Raw genomic sequence first — 17,781 nt, 5'->3', positions numbered from 1 at the left:
ACCAATCCCAAGATCGGATCCACCGTTAATCGGACACTCCCTTCGCCGACGTCGACGGTGTCCGCACGCACTACGTGATCGGCGGCCGGAGGCGGTCACGGTCGAGTGAGGTGTCCTTGCCACTGAGTACTCGCCTAGCCAGTGCTTGCCATGCCAGTACCAGCGAGACGTAGAGCAGCGACTTTTGCCCGTGGCTCAGCCGCTCAAAGGGACGCGAGGCTTCTCCATGGGACGGCGAGAACGTCCGGGTCAGCTGGCGAGGGAGCCCATCAAGCTCACCACGACCGAACGCGATGGACGGATGCTCCGAGTGGAGGCCAGAACACTCCTCGGCCAGCTGGTACCCGATCGTCGCGACCGCTACGTTCGCGACGAGCATGTCGGTGACTTCAGTCATGAGGTCGGTGAGCGACTCGCGCTCAGCGCGCCAGTCAGCGGCGCGCAGGGTTCGACCGATGAGGGACGCGGTGGTGTACGAGATGCGGTCGGCTGGATCGCGGCGAGCCAGCAGGTAGTGGACCTCGATGTGCCCTCGGTTGCAGCAAGACATCTCGGCCCGGCTGGCTGGCTCACCTTCCTCATCAGCCTGAAGAACTTACTCAAACGCACGCTTCCGACGTTGGCGTCACGGCTGACACAACCAGCGCCTCGAACCCGTACGACCAGCACAAGCCTGGACACTTGGCGCGTGTGCCGCTCTCGACGTCGACGCAATTCCTGGTTGGGCTCGGTCAGCTGGGGGCGGAACGTGCCATCCCCTACCCCAGCGGGCGTCACTCACGCACGGACAGTTCGAAGGATGACTAAATCTCCAGACTGCCGGTGCAGAACTGCTGGCAGCCCTGTTCCCATCCTTTGGCAGTCCCGCCCGGGGGACTCGAACCTGCGACGCCCAGATTCAAGCGGAACGGTTCCAACTGTGTCTGCGTCTGCAGCCTGCGTTGCAGAGGCAGCTTCACAACAGTGGCGCCAACCGATGCTCGCCATTCAGTAGCCTGGCCACTTCGCCTACGAAGAACAGCACACACCTCGTCCCCGCCCTCAACGCAGTCACCGGCCCCGTCCCCTGGGACGCCCCGGACTGAACCGCGATGTCCACTCGCCGCGACATCGGCTGGGGAGTGCGTTTTGCTCAGGAGTTCGCGTTTGGCGGAGGAGGGACCTCGAGTGAACGCACCACGACTCAATGCGGTGACGCGCTTGGCCGCGGCTTACCCTGGAGCGAGGCCAGTGCCTGGTGATGTCGGTCGGAAAGCCGGTAGACACCGGAGTCGTCGACGGAGTCGGAGTCGAGGTACTCGTCGAAGCTCATGTTGTCGATCGCCAGGTTGCCGACGACGGATTGGAACGCGTCGGGTACAGCCGCGCGGAACGTCCGGCCGGGTTCGTCCCTGACGTCGATCAGCAGCAGCGAGCGCTCGGCGGCGGAGAACGTCCGGTCGTCGGCGACGACGAGCACCGGATAGCGGCTGCCGTCGGGGACCAGCGCCACAAGTTCCTGTACGGACAGGCCCCGGTGAGCGGGGTCGGCCATGACGGCTATCCAGTTGTCGTCGATCTCATCCAGTAGTGTCTGCCAGGCCGTGTCGTCGGTGAAGTCGGTACGCAGGAGCGGCGAATAGTCCGTCTCGGGCAACCGTGCGTCCACCATGTGTCCTCCAGCGCTCGGAAAAGAAGACTGCCAGGCTACAAGATCACCCCAGGCCGACCAACACGTGATCGCGGGTGGCATCACAACGGCTGGGTCATTCTGTCTTACTCCGCACCAAGGCCCCGAGCCGCTCGTCACCGGAAACGACAGGAGGTCTGCCGAACTGCGGCGTTGGTCAGCCGTTTACGATCCCGAAATCTCGGGTTTGGCAGATGGTGGTCCCGGTGCGCAGGAAGGCATACGAGAGCAACCGGCGGAGACGCCTCTTGAATCTTGGCCAGCTCCAATCCGGATTGAGTTTGGCCCCGTAGATCGGACACCTTGGCGTTGCCCGGGTGCCGCGGAGTCGTGAACGGCGAGTACTGCTCGACGGGCCTGAGATCGCGGTTCGTTGGCCGTTTTCGGGTGATCAGCGAGTAGGGCTGATCCCGGCGTGCCGCCCGTGAAACCGCCCGGAGCGAATAGGACGCGCATCGTCACTGGCCGACCGTGCCGTCAATGACGACGTTGCGCGGCACCGCGTTGACTCGGATCAGGCGGACCTGCTCGCGCACAAGCAGCGCGACACGGTCCTCCATCCCGTCGGTCATACCGCCGACGTGCGGGGTGATGACCATTCCGGGGAGCGACCAGAACGGATGGGCCACCGGGAGGGGCTCGGTGTCCACCACGTCGACCGCCGCTCGAATCCGTCCGCGCGACACGTGGTCGACGAGCGCATCGGTGTCGACGACGCTACCGCGGGCCACGTTGACCAGCAACGCGCCATCCTTCATCGAGCTCAGAAAGCTGTCGTCGACCAGCCCCGCGGTCGAGGACGTGAACGGCACGGCCAGCACGACGATGTCCGCCTCACCCAGCTGGCGGACGTGCTCGCCCATGGCCGTGACGACACCGTGCTTGTCGACCCGGCGTCGGGTGGCGACCCGATCGATCTCGACGTCGAAGACGCGCAGACGATCGACGATCGCCCGCCCGACGCCCCCTTGCCCGATGACTACCACCCGTTGTCCGGCCAGGGTCCGGTGGCTGGCTGGTGCCCACTCATGGAGGTGTTGCTTGATCGCGAACCGGGCGAGTCCGCGCACGCTCGACAGGATCAGCCCAATGGCGAGTTCGGCTGTCGACGACTCGTGGACGCCGGCCGCGTTGCAGTAGATGAGTCCTTCAGGAAGCATGTCTCGCACACCGTCGTACCCAATCTCCTGACCTTGCACGACTCGCGTCTTTGTCGTCTCGAGCCACCCCAACAAGCTCCGGTCGCGCATGTACGGCGGGACGACGAGGTCGATGGTGGGGCAAGGAGCGGGACCGTCGAGGCCCCAGAGGATGACATCGGCGCCGGGGAGGCCGCGAAGCCGGTCGAGCAAGGACTCCGTCGGAGCGCTCACGACGAGGTCGGGTCGGCCACTCACGGATTCGTCCCACGGAGCCGCGTGGGGCGGAGGATTCGACGTCACGGCTGCCCTTTCCTGAGCTCGACCCAGAGGCACTCTGCGTCGGCACAGACCACATCTCCGTGCCGGATCTCGCCTCTGAAGTGGTGCTTGCGCCCCTCCAGCCACTCGAGGCGTCCGGCGACGCTCAGCTCGGCGTCCACCGGCGCGACGGACCGGTAGCTCGTCTTCAGGTACGCCGTCCGACCGGCCGTCTCGTCCGAGAATCCCATTCTTCCGAACAGCTCGTCGAAGAGTAGCGCGACGGCTCCGCCGTGGACCACGGCGTTCTTGCCCCCGTAGAAGCGACCGAAGACAACCGTCCCGGTAGCGGACGTCGGCGTCACGACCTCGTCGCGGATCGGCGGCACCAAACCCTGTGACCGACCCGCTCGGTCCAGCCAGCGACCCCATTGGCTTTGGGCGTCCGGCACCGCCAGGCCCTCCAGGGCGGTGGTCCACGAGCGCAGGTCGCGTTCGAGGCGCTGCGACGTCAGTTCATTGGGCGCGGCCCCGGCCAACGCGTCCACGAACGTACGGAACGCGGAGATCATGTCGCTGTAGGCGTCGCCCAGCTCCGCCGATCCCGGAGGTCGGGTGAGCGCGTTCGTCGCTGCGATGCCGTCAATGCCTTCGTTCCTGCCCGTCATCGGTGACGGGCAGGATGGACCACGAGCCGCGTCACCCCTCAAGACCGCCGCCGGTCACGATGAGCTGCCCGGAGAGGTAGTCGGCCTCCGGGTAGGTGAGCATCACGACGGAACCGGCGGCCTCTTCGGGGGTTCCCGGCCGGCCGAGGGGGATGAGAGCCTTCATCGTCTCTTGCAGCTGGACGTTCATACCGACGCGGACCTCGTTGCCCTCCACCGTGATTGTGGACCCTTGGTCGGCGTTCGCCTCGGTGAGCCGCGTGAGAATGAAGCCGAAGGCGACGCAGTTGACGTTCACGCGGTAACGGCCCCACTCCTTGGCCAGGGACTTCGTGAGGCCGATGACGCCAGCCTTCGCCGAGGAGTAGTTGGCCTGGCCGACGTTGCCGAACACGCCCGCCACCGACGAGATGTTGACCACCTTGCGGTGCACGACTCGTCCTTCGGCCTTCTCCTGCTTGACGGCGGCGCTGATCACCGGCTGAGCGGCCCGGAGGATGTCGAAGGGGGCCTTCAGGTGCAGGTCGACGATCGCGCGCCACTGCTCGTCGGTCATCTTCTGGATGACCGCGTCCCAGGTGTAGCCAGCATTGTTGATGATGATGTCAACCCCACCGTAAGAGTCGACCGCCGCGGCCACGAACCGGTCAGCGAAGCCCGCACTGGTGACGCTGCCCGGAACGGCGACGGCCTCACCCCCGGCCTGGACGACCTCAGCCACCACCTCGTTCGCGGGATCTTCGTCCAGGTCGTTCACGACAACGCGCGCACCTTCGCTGGCCAGCTTCAGCGCGGTCGCGCGTCCGATGCCGCGGCCGCCGCCCGTGACGAGCGCTGCCTTACCTTCGAGCTTCCTCATTCGACGGTTCCTTGCTGCTGGTCGTGCATCGACAGTTTGAGCAGCTGGCCGAACGCGCTGGGCTCGTCCGGCCGCCGATCTTCGGGGTCAGGGGCAGGCGACGACGGCCTCGCCGGTCAGGGTCACCGTGCCGTCGGCCAGGCTGACCGAGAGGTCCAGGGTCGCGCGCCGCTCACCGTCGACCTCGCTGACGTCGCGGACCTCTCCCTGGCACGTGGGCCGGGCATGGACCGGGGTGATGGCGGCAAACCGCACCCGGTAGGACCGCAGGGACTCAACGGGGAAGTTGTCGGTGAGGAGACGAGCCAGGTAGGCCATGGACAGCATTCCTTGAGCAAAGACGTCGTCCATCCCCGCCGACCGGGCGATGTCGAGGTCCAGATGGATCGGATTGTGATCCCCGGAGCCTCCCGCGAACAGAGCCAGGGTCGTGCGCAAGATCGGAGGAACCGCGAGGTCCGGCAGCCGGGTACCCACTTCGAGCAGCGGCCCGGTCATGCGCCGGCTCCGGCCAGCTGTCGGACGACGAGGGTCTCGCGCATCGTGGCGACGAGGACGTCGTCCTGGTCCACCACAGGTGCCTCGGTCACGAGAAACATCAGGGCGCCGCCCTTCTTCTCGAAGACGTCGGTGATCACCGGGGACGACGTCAGGGTGTCCCCCGCGTGTGCGGTGCGGTGGTAGGTGAACTCCTGCTCCCCGTGCAGCAGGGCTGCGAGGTCGACCCCAAGGTCCGTGAGGAAGTCCAGTGGTGCGGGCAGTTCGAGACCCACGGCGAAGAAGAAGGTCGGCGGGACGGGGAGGTCGGAATGACTGGCGCGTCTGGCTGCGTCCACGTCAATGAAGATCGGGTCCTGCTGGCCGGTCGACTTGGCGAACAGCCGCAACCGGCTCCGGGTCACCAGCAGGCTCGCGCCCTCGCGCGCGGTGCCGATCAGACTAGGCGAGAGGCCCATCTCAGGCGTCGACCTTCTGGTACATGGTGACGACACAGGCGCCACCGAGGCCCAAGTTGTGCTGCAGGGCGACGTCGACGTCGTCGACCTGTCGGTCCCCCGCCTGGCCGCGCAGCTGCCAGACCAGCTCGGCGCATTGCGCGAGGCCGGTGGCCCCCAGCGGGTGGCCCTTGGAGATGAGGCCGCCCGATGGGTTGGTCACGACCCGGCCGCCGTAGGTGTTGTCCCCGCTGAGCACGAACTTGTCCGCGGTCCCCGGCGGAGTGAGTCCGAGCGCCTCGTAGGTGATGAACTCGTTCGTCGTGAAGCAGTCGTGGAGCTCGAGGACACGGAGATCCTCCGGGCCGATGCCGCTCTGCTCGTAGACCGCCTTCGACGCAGCAACGGCCATGTCGTAGCCGACCAGGCGCATCATGTCGCCGTCGAAGGAGCTCGCCGTGTCGGTCCTGAGCGACTGTCCGGCGATGACCACGTCGGACCGCAGCCCGTGCCGTTTCGCGTACGCCTTCGACACGACCACAGCGGCGGCCGCGCCGCACGTCGGAGGACAGCACTGGTAGCGAGTGAGTGGGCCGTAGATGTGGGGCGACGCCAACACCTCGTCGGCCGTCAGCGGCGCACGGAACACCGCGTAGGGGTTGTTCGCCGCGTGCTGTCGCGACTTGACGGTGATGTGCGCGAAGACGGAGGGGTCGATGCCGTGGTTCTCGACGTACTGCTGCCCGGCCGCTCCGAAGAACGTCGCCGCGTTCGGCACTCCGGGATCCGGGGCACCTCGGACCTGATCGCGAATCTGCTCGAAAGCCTCCAGGGACGGCGGACGGTCGGGGTAGGCCGTCCCGATCGCTCCGGGCATCATTTGCTCGAACCCGAGCGCCAAGGCCACGTCGACGGCGCCGCTCTCGACGGCTTGCCGGGCTAGGTACAGCGCGGACGAGCCGGTCGAGCAGTTGTTGTTGACATTGACGACCGGCGTGCCCGACAAGCCCACGTGGTAGAGCGCCTTTTGCCCGGACGTCGAGTCGCCGAACACGTAGCCGACGTATGCCTGCTGCACGCCGTCGTAGCCGATTCCCGCATCAGCCAGCGCGCGACGGGCGGCCTCGGCGCCCATGACGTCGTAGCTTTCGCTCTTTCCTGGCTTGGTGAACGGGATCATCCCGACGCCTGCCACTGCCACTGGGTTCGACATCCGGTCCTCCTGATGTAGTCGCGCCTTGGTCCTGCGTCGGATTCGTGTGGTGGCGGCCCTCCGTGCTCGGGCCGCGTCGTCAGCCTGTGACCCAGTCGGCAGCGGGCACACGCTCGGGCGCCGTCGGCTCCGGCCAGGGAGTTCGTGAAAATCGCGGTGCGGGGCGGGGTTGGTCCACACCGTCGATCTGGGTGAAGACGGCGCGGTCCCGCAGGTGCTGGTTCTCCAGCGCCTCGCTGTAGGTGAGCACCGGGGTGACGCAGGCATCGGTCCCCGCGAAGATGTCCGCCCACTCCGCCATCGTCTTGGTCGCGATAACGCCCGCGATCGCGGCGCGCAGTTCGTCCGCACGCTCGGCATCGTCCTGCGCCGGGAGCGTGGCGGTATCGAGTCCGAGGATCCGGATCATTGTGGCGAAGAACTGGGGCTCGAGACACCCGACGGCCACACTGCGCCCGTCGGCGCACTGGTAGGTGTCGTAATAGGGACGAGAGCCGTCGAGCAGGTTCGTCCCGCGATGGTCCGCCCAGGCACCGGCGCCTCGCAACGACCACATCATCTGCGCCAGAACACTCGCCCCATCGCACATGGCGGCGTCGACGATCTGTCCTCGGCCGGAGCGGTGTCTTTCGTAGAGGGCCGCCAGGACGCCGGTGACCAGGAACATTGAGCCCCCGCCGTAGTCACCGATCATGTTGAGTGGGGGTACCGGCCGCTCGTCGGGGCGACCGATGTTCTCGAGAATCCCCGTCACCGAGATGTAGTTGATGTCGTGTCCCGCCATGGACGACATCGCACCGTGCTGTCCCCATCCGGTCATCCGGCCGTACACCAACCCGGGATTCCGCTCAAGGCACACGTCCGGGCCGATCCCGAGACGCTCGGTCACGCCCGGCCGGAAGCCCTCGACCAGGACGTCGGCCCGATCGACCAACCGCAGGACCCGATCGAGGTCTTGCGGCGACTTGAGGTCGGCAGTGGTGATCCGGCGGCTACGGAGCTGGTGGTCGACGCCACCTTCCGGCTCGTCCGCACGCTCCACCCTGATCACGTCTGCCCCCAGGTCGGCGAGGATCATGCAGGCCAGAGGGCCTGGACCGATGCCGGCGAGCTCGAGGACTCGCATGCCTTCGAGTGGTCCATTGGTCATCTGCACTTCTCCGTCCCCGGTCTTCCCAGTGGGCGCACGCCCGGCGCGGACTTCGGCCGCGCCGGGCGGCCATTACCAATCTGCCTTCGTGTCTCTATTAGTGAACTTCCATATACATGAATGGCCACAATGCGCAAGAGTCCGTCCCTTCTTCCGGAACAGACATCACTGACTAGGGAATCCTGGCCAGTCAGCACGCAAATTAAGCTTACTCGGCATTTACTTCTTGTCAATCGTCTGGGCGCGCTGGCACGCATTCGCTCTGCCGGTTCAGGGTGCGGTGAGGAAGCGCACGAGGGAGACCAGCGCCGCGTGTTGGCCTCGGGACACCGCCAAGAGCGAGCGACGGTCCGGCCGCCGGGACGTGACGTGAGCCGCGAAAGAGGGAGTTCAGTTCCGGACGTCGAGGTGCCCCAGTTGACTGACGTGGCTACGGTCGAGGTCGGCCAACGACGTGACGCCGAGGAGCCGCATGGTGCGCTCGACGTCGTTGCGGAGGATCTCGATCGTACGGTCGACGCCACGGCGTCCGCCGGCCATCAGGCCGTAGAGGTAGGCGCGGCCGACGAGCGTGAAGTCGGCTCCCATGGCGAGCGCCGCCACAATGTCCTGACCGGACATGATGCCGGTGTCGAGGTGGATGTCGACGCTCTCGCCTACCTCGCGACGGACATCAGGCAGCAGCTTGAAGGGCACCGGGGCACGATCCAGCTGACGGCCACCGTGGTTCGACAACAAGACGGCGTCGACACCCATCTCGGCGAGCCGCGCCGCGTCGGCGACGGTCTGCACGCCCTTGACAATGACCTTGCCCGGCCACTGGTCACGCAACCAGGCCAGGTCGGCGAACGTGACGGTCGGATCGAACATCGAGTCGAGCAGCTCGGCGACCGTTCCTGACCACTTGCCGAGGGAGGCGAACGTCAGGGGTTCGGTCGTCAGAAAGTTCAGCCACCACGCCAGCCGCGGGATTGCGTTCAGCACCGTCCGGGGTGTCAGCGTCGGCGGGATCGTCATCCCGTTGCGGGTGTCGCGCAGCCGCGCGCCCGCCACGGGAACGTCGACGGTCACCAGCAAGGTCTCGAATCCTGCCTTTGCGGCCCGGTCCACCAGCGCCATCGACCGGTCCCTGTCCCTCCACATGTACAGCTGGAACCAGTGGCGTCCGCCCGGCGCAGCAGCGGCCACGTCCTCGATCGAGGTCGTGCCCATCGTCGACAGCGAGAACGGGATACCGAAGGCCTCGGCGGCCTGAGCGCCCGCGACCTCGCCCTCCGTGTGCATCAACCGGGTGAAGCCCGTCGGCGCGATGCCGAATGGCAGGGCCGAGCGGCGACCGAGCACCTCTACCGACGTGTCGATGGTCGAGACATCGCGGAGCACCGACGGATGGAACGTCACGTCCTCAAACGCCTGCCGCGCCCGGGCGAGCGACAACTCAGCGTCGGCGGCACCGTCTGTGTAGTCGAACACCGCACGCGGGCTCCGCCGCTTGGCGATGCCCCGCAGATCTGAGATCGTCAGCGCTGCTGCCAGGCGGCGACGCGTCGGGCTGAGCGTCGGGCGCTTGAAGGTCAGCAAGGGAAGGAGGTCGCGAGCCCGCGGGAATCGGCGCGCCTGGCGTAGGGCCATCGGTTGACCTTTCGGCAGGGAGATCGGGACAAGTCGAGCGGTGGCCTGCGGGCGGCCGTGTCCGCGGAGCTTCGGCAGCGGCCGGCTGCTAATGGTCCGTCGACGCGTACTCATAGAAGCCCCGGCCGCACTCACGCCCGTACCGACCGTGGGCCAACATCGTCGCGAGCAGCGGGGCCGCGGCGAACCGGTCGTCGTCGTAGAAGGTAGCCATCGCCGCGGATGCGGCCGCTACCTTGTCGAGACCGGTGCGGTCGAGGAGCTCGAGCGGACCCGTCGCGTGGCGGTACATCCCGCGGGCGACCTGGTCGACGTCCTCGACCGATGCCACGCCCTCGTCGACCAGGCGAATGGCTTCCATGAACATCGCCATCCGGAGCCTGTTCGCCACCGCGCCGGGGACGTCGCGGTGGTACACGACGGCGCAACACCCGCACGCCTCGACGAGCTGCACGGCCGTCGATACCGCGGCCCGCGAGCTCTGCGCAGTCGGGACGATCTCCACCAGCCGCGTCAGACCGGCTGACGACGTTGACCACTGCATGCCCAGGACGCGCTCGGGGTGAGCGCAGCGCTCGGCGATCCGCCCCACCTGGTGGTGACACGTGCTCGTCGCGAGGAGCACGTCAGGAGAGCACCGTGCGTCGAGTTGCTGGAGGAGCCGCTGCTTCGACGCTCGCGTTTCGTCGGCAACGTCGATCACGACGTCGACGCGACCGGCGGCCGCGTCGAGATCGGTGACTTCCTTCGTCGGGTCGAGGACGGCGACGTCGAAGCCAGCGCGCGCGCAGGTGTCGCCGACGGCGTCCGCGATCATGCCCATACCGGCGACGAGCACTCGTTTCACATCATGCACGCGTGACTCCTTCCGGCCGCGGAGGGCCGTGTTGTACGTCGTGGATCACAGGTCGAGCTTGAGTCGGGGGGTGAGTGATCGCGAGACGCAGATCATCATGTAGTCGTTCGCGGCCCGTTCCTCGTCGTCGAGGACTGAGTCGCGGTGCTCGGGGATGCCTTCCAGGACAGCGGTCTCACAGGTGCCGCACGTCCCCTCCTGGCACGCCGAGAGGGTGGGCACTCCCGACCGGGCGACAGCGTCGAGGATCGACGTGCCGGGTTCCACGACGATCGTTGTCCCAGTCTTGACAAGCTCGACCTCGAACGGCTCGTCCAGCACCGGGGCCCCCACCTCGCGCGGAGTGAACCGCTCAATATGCAGCGACCCGCTCGGCCAGGTCGCGCACTGCTGCTCGACCGCATCGAGCAGACCGGGCGGACCGCAGCAGTACACCAGACTGTCCGGTTCGGGCAGCGCGAGCCAGTCCTGCAGCGGCAACCGTCCCTGCTCGTCCTCGGGAACGATGCAGACGCGGTCGCCGTACTGGGCGAGCTCGTCCAGAAAAGCCATGGAGTCGCGGCTGCGCCCGCCGTACAGGAGCGTCCAGGGCGTGCCCTCGAGCTCGGCGGCCCTGATCATGGTGACGATCGGGGTGATACCGATCCCTCCTGCCATGAACCGATAGGTACTGGCCGAGACCAGAGGGAAGTTCGGGCGCGGCCCACGAATCAGAACCGAGTCGCCCGTCGTCACGGCGTGGAGATAGGACGCCCCCCGCGGCTATCCTGCTCACGCAGGACCGCGATGGTGAGCTGCGACTGCTCGTCGATCGGTCCGCACAGCGAGTACTGACGAAAGTCGCCTCCGGGCACCTCGACGTCGATGTGGTCCCCGGGCTGCCAGGACCAGGCGACGCCCTCGGGAAGGGAAAAGGTCAGCGAGACGACGTCGCGCGCAACAGTCTCGCGACGGGCAACCGTGGCGACGACCTCATGGAGCTCTGATCGCGCCCTGCTCGTGTGTGTGGACACCTGATGAACCTTCGACATTCGCTGTTGCCCGGAGAAGTGCGTCGCCGTGTCGGTCCGTCCCATGCTCGTCACTCCTGGTAGAAGCCAGAACCGGTTTTGCGCCCGAAATGACCTTGCGACACGAGCTCTGCGAGCACCGGCGGCGGATAGAACCGGCCGCCGCCGTAGTACGCGTTCATCGTGGTGAAGCCCCTGAGCGCGGTGTCCAGACCAACGAAGTCCAAGGTCTCGATCGGACCCATCCGATGACCGAGCACCAGCCGGGCGACCGCATCGATGTCGGCCGGATCGGCGACACCCTCGTCGACCAGCCGCATGGCTTCGGTGAACAGCGCTCCGCTGAACCGGTTCGCGATGAACCCGGGCACGTCCTTCTCGCAGGTCACCACCTCCTTGCCGCAGGTCCTCACGAAAGCCTGTGCGGCCGTGACCGCGGACGGCTCGGAAGCATCCGCGCGAATGACCTCGACCAGCGGCATCATCGGGGGCGGGTTCGACCAGTGCATGCCCGCGACGCGCTCCGGAGCTTGGCAGGTCGCCGCGACCTTCCCGATCGGGAACTGGGAGGTGTTGGTCGCCAGGAGGACCGTGTCCGCCGTCCAGTCCGCGAGGTCCTGGAAGAGCGACTGCTTGGCCTCGAGGTCCTCGCTAATGGCCTCGATGACCAGGTCGGAAATCCCCGCTGCCCGCTCGAGGTCGGTGGACCAGACGATGCGATCCGCCACGGCGTGCGGGGCGTCGCCCCCATATTCCGGTCGCCGTGCGAACCGGTCGAGGCTGTCACGGACCCGACTCTGGGCGGTCGTGAGGAACGACGCGCTCTGGTCGACGACCTCCACGTCGTAGCCCGCCATGGCAGCGGTCTGGGCGATCCCGGCCCCCATCAGCCCCGCCCCGACAACGAGCACCCTCGTCCGGCCCGGGACCGGATCCGGGATTGGGCTCCCCGCCATCACCCGAGCTCCTTGCCGAAGATGCTGATGAAGGAGATGAACTCGCCGGGGAACCCTCCCATGTTGTGGGCGAGCCCGAGTTCCGGGTCGGTGAGCTGCCGTGGCCCGGCCTCGCCGCGGAACTGCAACCACAGCTCGAAGATCATGCGCAGGCCACTGGCCCCGACCGGGTGCCCGAACGACTTCAGCCCGCCATCGGGGTTGACGGCCAGCACGCCGTCGAGGTCGAAGTCGCCGTTGAGGACGTCCTTCCATGCCTGACCACGTTCGGAGAACCCCAGGTCCTCCATGAGGATCATCTCGGTCGGCGTGAAGCAGTCGTGGACCTCGGCCATCGAGAGCTGGCTTCGCGGGTCGGTGATCCCGGCCTCCGTGTACACCTGGGCCGCACAGGCGACGACTTCCGGGAACGACGCGTGTCGCTCGCCCGCCGTCGCGGCACCGTTGCTCATGCCGGCGTACAACGACATGCCCTTGAGGTAGACGGGCTTGTCGGTGTACTTCAGCGCATCCTCGGCCCGGACGATGATCGCAGCAGCCGCTCCATCGGCGACTCCCGAGCAGTCGAACACCCCGAGATCACCTGCGACCTTGGGCGCCTTCTCGATCTTCTCCTTCGGCACGACGGACGTGTACTGCGCTCGGTCGGGGTTCTTGGCCCCGTTGGAGTGGTTGCGCCAGGCGATGTGGGTCAGTGCCTGTCGAACATCGCCCGGAGCCACGTCGTAGGCCTTGCTGTACGTCGACGGGAGCAGCGCGTAGATCGCGGGAGAGCTGACCTCCGGGCCTGTGTTGTTACCGGGTGGCTCGTTGACCGTCAGACCCGAGTAGCCGCTGTCCTTCAACTTCTCGACACCGACGGCCATCGCCACGTCATAGACCCCGGCAGCGACGGCGAAGGCCGCGTTGCGGAACGCATCGGACCCACTGGCGCAGTAGTTCTCGACCCGTGTCACAGGCCGCTCGACCTTCAGCGCCTTGGCAAGCGGGAGACCGGCGTGTCCGGATGCGAAGGTCGAGTACCAATAGGCGTCGATGCCGTCCTTCGTGAGACCTGGCACCGAGCCGATGGCCTGGTGCGTGGCCTCGACGAGCAGGTCGTCGGCCGACGTGTCCCAGAGCTCACCGAACTTGGTGCATCCCATTCCGACGATGGCGACGCGGTCGCAGAGGCTGCGAGTCACTTCGAGCTCCTGTTCTTCGGACGGGCCTTCCAGAAATAGTTGGGTACGCCGTCAACGGCATACGTGCGCCGGAACGTCATCTCGACCTCCGTGCCGTCGGTGATCTCGGACGGTCTCGCATCCGCGACCTCGAGCAGCAGACGACCTGTCGTCCCGAAGTCGACGAGGGCGGCGAGCGAGGGCGGGTTCGGGCTGTCCGAGACGCCGTCGGTCGTGTGCGCCACGACCGTTCCCGTCAGGTCAGCGACCGGGAAGGGTCTGACCTCGTCGACCGCGCCGCACCGGCAGACCCGTTGGGGCGGGAGGTAAACCTTGCCGCACTCCAGGCATTCGGATCCTACGAGGCCGAACTTCCAGTCGCTGTCGCGGAAGGACGGAGGGGGCGCGACCGAAGGTCGTGCCGGACGACGCGCCGGCTCGCGACCGATCTCCCCGCGCCAGGTGAGGTACTGATAGTAGCCGATCGCCTCTCCCGGCGGGCGGCGCCGGCCCGCGCCGCCGACGCCTGCGAGGGGCCCGTCCTTCAAGGCACGCAGCAGCAACGCGTCGGCGCCACCCCCTGCCGAGACCGCGAGGACGGTATCCCCGGCCACCGCCGCATCGAGCGCGTCGGCGAGCAGAAGCCCAATGTCGGCGGCCCCGCAATAGCCAGTCGTCTCCCGATGGACGGCCTGTACGTCGGTGAAGCCGTCGGGCCTGATCGACGCCGCCAATGCTCCGGCCAGGCGACGGTTCAGCGTGGAGACGACCGAGGTGGTCGGCGGATCAGTTTGACCCGTGGCCTTGGCGACCTCAGAGACGACCTCGCGGACCGCACGTCCCAGCGCATGGTCAACGAAGCGGTCCTCGCCGACGAGTGCGTGGCTGGTGCCCGGCACTCGCCAAGCGTCCATCACCTCCATCGGCACCGAGGCCGATCCGAGCACCTCCGCCACTGCGTCCGCCCCCTCACCGAACAGGAACGCGGCGGCGCCGTCGCCCCCCTCGAGCTCCACCGCGGACCCAGGCCGACCCGTGCGCATATCCGCCATCGCGGCGACACCGCCGGTCGTCGAGGCCGACTTGAGAACGCCGAAGCCGGCACGCAGCCCGGTTACGTCGAGGGTGAATGCCCGGTCGTGCATGGAGCTGGCGGCGTGCACGATCAGCGAGCAGGACTTGTCCAGCAAGGGCGAGGTCGCCGTACCGAAGTAGAGTTGGTCAGCGCTCCTGACACCGGCGCCGAGACGCCGGGTGGCGGCCACAGCCATGCTGACGGCGTCCTCGTCGTACCCGGCGACGGTGCGCTCACCGGATCCGCGGGCGACGCCGGTCAACGCAGCGTTGACCACACTGCGGGGCAACGTGTAATGCGGGCGGTAAGTCGCATAGGCAAGCAGCTTGTGGGTCACTTGTCCTCTCCCTCGAAGGAGATGGCCGCTACCGGGCAGCTGTCGACCGCATCGAGAACCTCGTCCATGGTGGCCGCACCCGGCGTCAGGACCCGGGCCTTGCCGTCAGTCTCGTCGATCTCGAAGGAGCCGCCCGCTACGTTGACGCACGTGGTCGAGCCGACGCACACGGCACGGTCGACGACCACCCGCCGTTCCGAGCCGCTCACGTCCTGACACCCGCTCGGCGCACCGGCAGCTCCTGGAGGCCGCTGAGTAGCAGCACCCGGTGCCAGGGGAGCCCCTCGGCCGGGATAGCGAGCTCGGGCCGCGGGACGCGGTTGACCAGCTCAGCCAGGCTGCTGGTCAACTCCAGCCGCGCCAAAGCCGAGCCAAGGCAGAAGTGGATGCCCTGGGCGAAAGCGAGGTGCTGGTTGTCGGTCCGGTCGATGACGAACTCGTTCGGACGCTCGAACTGCCTCGGATCGCGATTGGCCGCGGCCAGGATGAGGTAGACCCGACTCCCGTCCTTGATGTTGGCTCCCCGGAACTCGATGTCGCCCTTCGCACGGCGGACGGTCGTCTTGGCAGGCCCGAGCATTCGCAGGCACTCCTCGACCGCACTGGTCATCAACTGCGGCTCGGACGCGAGACGCTCCCACCCGTCCTCGGACTCGAGTAGAAGGTAGATCGCGTTGCACATCGCGTTCTGGACCGTCTTGTAGCCGGCGTCGATCAAAGTGATACAGGTCGCGATCAGCTCGATGTCGGAGAGCACGTCGCCATCCTCGTTGGCCTGCACGAGCGCCGAGAGGATGTTGTCCACGGGGTGAGCCCGGTATTTCTCGACCGAGGCGCGGAAGTACTTCTCCAGGCCCTCGACCGCAGCCTGCACGCGCTCGTCGCGGCCAGGTTCGGCCGGGGCGCCGTTGATGAACATCCCGAGGTCCTCGGTCCACGTCTTCAGACGGTCGCCATCCTCCGGCGAGAAGCCGAACATTTCGGAGAAGATCGCGGGCGGGATGATTTCGCAGAAGTCCGCGACAAGGTCGACAACGTCGCCTGCCTCGAGGCGAGCCCTGATGGCTTCCGCCTCCCGGGCGGCGGTCTCTTCGATCCTGCCTTGGAGAGCCTTGACCGCCCGCGGCGTGAAGGCCTTGTGCACCAGCTTACGCAATCGCGAGTGGTCGGGCGGGTCGAGGAAGACCAGCCACTTGCTGAGGATCTCGAACATGCGCCCGAACCGCGCGCGACCTGCCTCGTCGAGCTGCTCGCGCAGATAGGGCGCGATCCGGTCGGCTCCCATCTGCTCATGCCTGAACGCGGCCGAGACGTCGTCGTACCTTCCGACGAGCCACGCCCGGTGGCGCTCGCTCCATAGGACGGGTGACTTCTCGAGCAACTCGGCGTAGAAGCCAAAGGGGGACGCCGCCATCTCCGGGCTGATGAGGTTCGTGCGAGAGAGCTCGTCGATCGACTGGGTCATGTCTACACCTGCCTGCGCGTGTCCTCGTGGAGTCAAGATCGATCGGTCGTCCGAATCAATCCGCAGCATAGCCGGTGACTCGCCCGCATGTAAATATAGACTCAGGCAAACCTTCGGTCAGGAACCTCGTAAGACCTAGAAAGAGCGACAAGAGTGAACTTTAATTTTGTCGAAGCGCACGCTGCCTAGCTGGACGGCGCCCGCCCACCGTCGTGCAGCACGGTCATGACCAAGGACACGAGGTTCTCCTGGAACGACTGCCGATACGAGATGCGCGGAACGCGGTAAAGGTCCGCGACAAGGAGAAGTGCGATCTGGACCCTCAGACGCGCCGTGCGGGGCTCGAGCTCGGGCGCCGAGGCTGTCAACAGCGCGACCCACTCGTCGATGTACTCGCGCTGCGCCATCTTCAGGTAGTCACCCACCCCCGCCGCCCCGGTCGGATCACCGAGGGTCGAGGACCAGGTCCGTGCGAGTCCTACGTACGAGCGGACAACCTCCGGAAGCAGCTCGGGCGCCGGCCGCCCCGACGACAAGACACCCTCGAGACCGAGCCATAGCGCGTGCGTCCCCCGCTCGTGCACGGCCCGCAACAGGTCGGCTTTACTGTCGAAGTACCCATAGAGATTGGGTCCGGTGACCCCGGCCATCGCCGCGATGTCTGCCATGGAGGTCTCATAGAACCCGCGGTAGCCGAACTGCTCGCAGGCCGCGACCAGCAGGCGCTCGCGCATCGACACCGGGAACGCCCGTGACCCGGCCGGGTCGCCCCGTGGTCCCACCGGGACGAGCTGCACCGTGGCGACCGCCTGCAGGGCGGATCTCACAGAGGGAAGCCGGATTGCCTCGGGGGTATGGAGCGAGCGTCTAGTCAAACAGGACAAGACAGACTTCAGCGCCCAGCCCAGCAAGTCGAGCTGGTCGTCATCGAGGTCGGGCCGCCGGTCGCGCAGGGCGGGCATGAGCGAGATGTGCCACGCCAGCATTCGCCGACGGAGAAGCTTGAGGCTGTCGTCGGAAAGGTGACGGACCTCATGGAGCCACAGGTCGCTGAGGTAGGGGAACTCCGCGATCTGGGCGATCGACGACTCCATCGCGTCATCGAAGCGGTCCGGGACGTGCGGGTCGCCCAGCCAGCCGAAGTTCTCCTCGATGACCGCCTCAAGGAGATCGGCCTTGTTGCCGAAGTGGCGATACAGGGCACCCGCCGTCACCCCAACCCGGTCCGCGATCATCGCCATCGTGACGCTCGGGAAACCCAGCTCTACGAACAGATCCCGCGCAGCCGTCAGGATCTGCTGTTTGCGGTTCCGCGGACGCTGGAGACGGACTTCGGTATCTCGGGATTTTGCTGCCACACCGACACCCTACGTGTACCGGCGACGCGGACAGC

At 66.9% G+C, this 17,781-nt stretch carries 19 protein-coding genes; all 19 read right to left on the bottom strand.

Features of this window, described 5'->3' with window-relative positions:
- Window positions 1-70: 70 nt before the first annotated feature.
- The 19 genes from JAP66_RS30865 to JAP66_RS30780 all read right to left on the bottom strand — a co-directional run bounded on the left by JAP66_RS30865 (window position 71) and on the right by JAP66_RS30780 (window position 17,746).
- Window positions 71-550: a hypothetical protein gene (locus JAP66_RS30865; protein ID WP_199435409.1), complete on the bottom strand. Its 480-nt coding sequence runs from the start codon at window positions 548-550 to the stop codon at window positions 71-73.
- Window positions 551-1,183: 633 nt separating this feature from the next.
- Entirely contained in the window at window positions 1,184-1,651 is a 468-nt protein-coding gene (locus JAP66_RS30860; protein ID WP_199435408.1) for a DUF6924 domain-containing protein, read from the bottom strand.
- Window positions 1,652-2,127: 476 nt separating this feature from the next.
- Entirely contained in the window at window positions 2,128-3,021 is an 894-nt protein-coding gene (locus tag JAP66_RS30855; RefSeq protein WP_199435407.1) for an NAD(P)-dependent oxidoreductase, read from the bottom strand.
- A gap of 86 nt (window positions 3,022-3,107) precedes the next feature.
- Window positions 3,108-3,737 carry a PaaI family thioesterase gene (locus tag JAP66_RS30850; protein WP_199435406.1) on the bottom strand — a complete coding sequence of 210 codons (630 nt, stop codon included), beginning with the start codon at window positions 3,735-3,737 and terminating at the stop codon, window positions 3,108-3,110.
- A gap of 31 nt (window positions 3,738-3,768) precedes the next feature.
- Complete coding sequence (locus JAP66_RS30845) at window positions 3,769-4,596, bottom strand: SDR family NAD(P)-dependent oxidoreductase (RefSeq protein WP_199435405.1); 828 nt, start codon at window positions 4,594-4,596, stop codon at window positions 3,769-3,771.
- An 87-nt stretch (window positions 4,597-4,683) separates the two neighbouring features.
- A complete protein-coding gene (locus JAP66_RS30840) occupies window positions 4,684-5,094 on the bottom strand; it encodes a MaoC/PaaZ C-terminal domain-containing protein (RefSeq protein WP_199435404.1) in 411 nt (136 codons plus the stop codon).
- On the bottom strand, window positions 5,091-5,552 hold the full coding sequence (locus JAP66_RS30835; protein WP_199435403.1) for a MaoC family dehydratase N-terminal domain-containing protein: 462 nt from the start codon (window positions 5,550-5,552) through the stop codon (window positions 5,091-5,093). Before JAP66_RS30835 ends, JAP66_RS30840 begins: the two co-directional genes overlap by 4 nt.
- Window position 5,553: 1 nt before the next feature.
- Window positions 5,554-6,744, bottom strand: coding sequence for a lipid-transfer protein (locus tag JAP66_RS30830; protein ID WP_199435402.1), 1,191 nt, complete (start codon window positions 6,742-6,744; stop codon window positions 5,554-5,556).
- Window positions 6,745-6,823: 79 nt separating this feature from the next.
- Window positions 6,824-7,894 carry a CaiB/BaiF CoA transferase family protein gene (locus tag JAP66_RS30825; RefSeq protein WP_199435401.1) on the bottom strand — a complete coding sequence of 357 codons (1,071 nt, stop codon included), beginning with the start codon at window positions 7,892-7,894 and terminating at the stop codon, window positions 6,824-6,826.
- 390 nt (window positions 7,895-8,284) lie between these two features.
- Window positions 8,285-9,526: an alpha-hydroxy acid oxidase gene (locus tag JAP66_RS30820; protein WP_199435400.1), complete on the bottom strand. Its 1,242-nt coding sequence runs from the start codon at window positions 9,524-9,526 to the stop codon at window positions 8,285-8,287.
- 88 nt (window positions 9,527-9,614) lie between these two features.
- Window positions 9,615-10,364 carry a 3-hydroxyacyl-CoA dehydrogenase family protein gene (locus tag JAP66_RS30815; protein WP_199435399.1) on the bottom strand — a complete coding sequence of 250 codons (750 nt, stop codon included), beginning with the start codon at window positions 10,362-10,364 and terminating at the stop codon, window positions 9,615-9,617.
- A 63-nt stretch (window positions 10,365-10,427) separates the two neighbouring features.
- On the bottom strand, window positions 10,428-11,117 hold the full coding sequence (locus tag JAP66_RS30810) for a PDR/VanB family oxidoreductase (RefSeq protein WP_307849791.1): 690 nt from the start codon (window positions 11,115-11,117) through the stop codon (window positions 10,428-10,430).
- On the bottom strand, window positions 11,114-11,458 hold the full coding sequence (locus JAP66_RS33110) for a ferredoxin reductase domain-containing protein (protein WP_307849790.1): 345 nt from the start codon (window positions 11,456-11,458) through the stop codon (window positions 11,114-11,116). The genes JAP66_RS30810 and JAP66_RS33110 overlap by 4 nt, the downstream gene beginning before the upstream one ends.
- A gap of 5 nt (window positions 11,459-11,463) precedes the next feature.
- Complete coding sequence (locus JAP66_RS30805; protein WP_199435398.1) at window positions 11,464-12,348, bottom strand: 3-hydroxyacyl-CoA dehydrogenase family protein; 885 nt, start codon at window positions 12,346-12,348, stop codon at window positions 11,464-11,466.
- On the bottom strand, window positions 12,348-13,532 hold the full coding sequence (locus tag JAP66_RS30800; protein ID WP_307849789.1) for an acetyl-CoA acetyltransferase: 1,185 nt from the start codon (window positions 13,530-13,532) through the stop codon (window positions 12,348-12,350). The genes JAP66_RS30805 and JAP66_RS30800 overlap by 1 nt, the downstream gene beginning before the upstream one ends.
- On the bottom strand, window positions 13,529-14,923 hold the full coding sequence (locus JAP66_RS30795; protein ID WP_199435397.1) for a hydroxymethylglutaryl-CoA synthase: 1,395 nt from the start codon (window positions 14,921-14,923) through the stop codon (window positions 13,529-13,531). The genes JAP66_RS30800 and JAP66_RS30795 overlap by 4 nt, the downstream gene beginning before the upstream one ends.
- Window positions 14,920-15,132 carry a ferredoxin gene (locus tag JAP66_RS30790; protein WP_199435396.1) on the bottom strand — a complete coding sequence of 71 codons (213 nt, stop codon included), beginning with the start codon at window positions 15,130-15,132 and terminating at the stop codon, window positions 14,920-14,922. Before JAP66_RS30790 ends, JAP66_RS30795 begins: the two co-directional genes overlap by 4 nt.
- A complete protein-coding gene (locus tag JAP66_RS30785) occupies window positions 15,129-16,388 on the bottom strand; it encodes a cytochrome P450 (protein ID WP_199435395.1) in 1,260 nt (419 codons plus the stop codon). The genes JAP66_RS30790 and JAP66_RS30785 overlap by 4 nt, the downstream gene beginning before the upstream one ends.
- A gap of 185 nt (window positions 16,389-16,573) precedes the next feature.
- Window positions 16,574-17,746, bottom strand: a complete 1,173-nt coding sequence (locus tag JAP66_RS30780; protein ID WP_199435394.1) for a TetR/AcrR family transcriptional regulator — start codon at window positions 17,744-17,746, stop codon at window positions 16,574-16,576.
- Window positions 17,747-17,781 lie beyond the last annotated feature (35 nt).

The organism is Qaidamihabitans albus (genome assembly GCF_016464705.1).
GTDB lineage: Bacteria > Actinomycetota > Actinomycetes > Mycobacteriales > Pseudonocardiaceae > Qaidamihabitans > Qaidamihabitans albus.
Note: the sequence above shows the minus strand (reverse complement) of the source record. Positions and strands in the feature narration are given on the sequence as shown.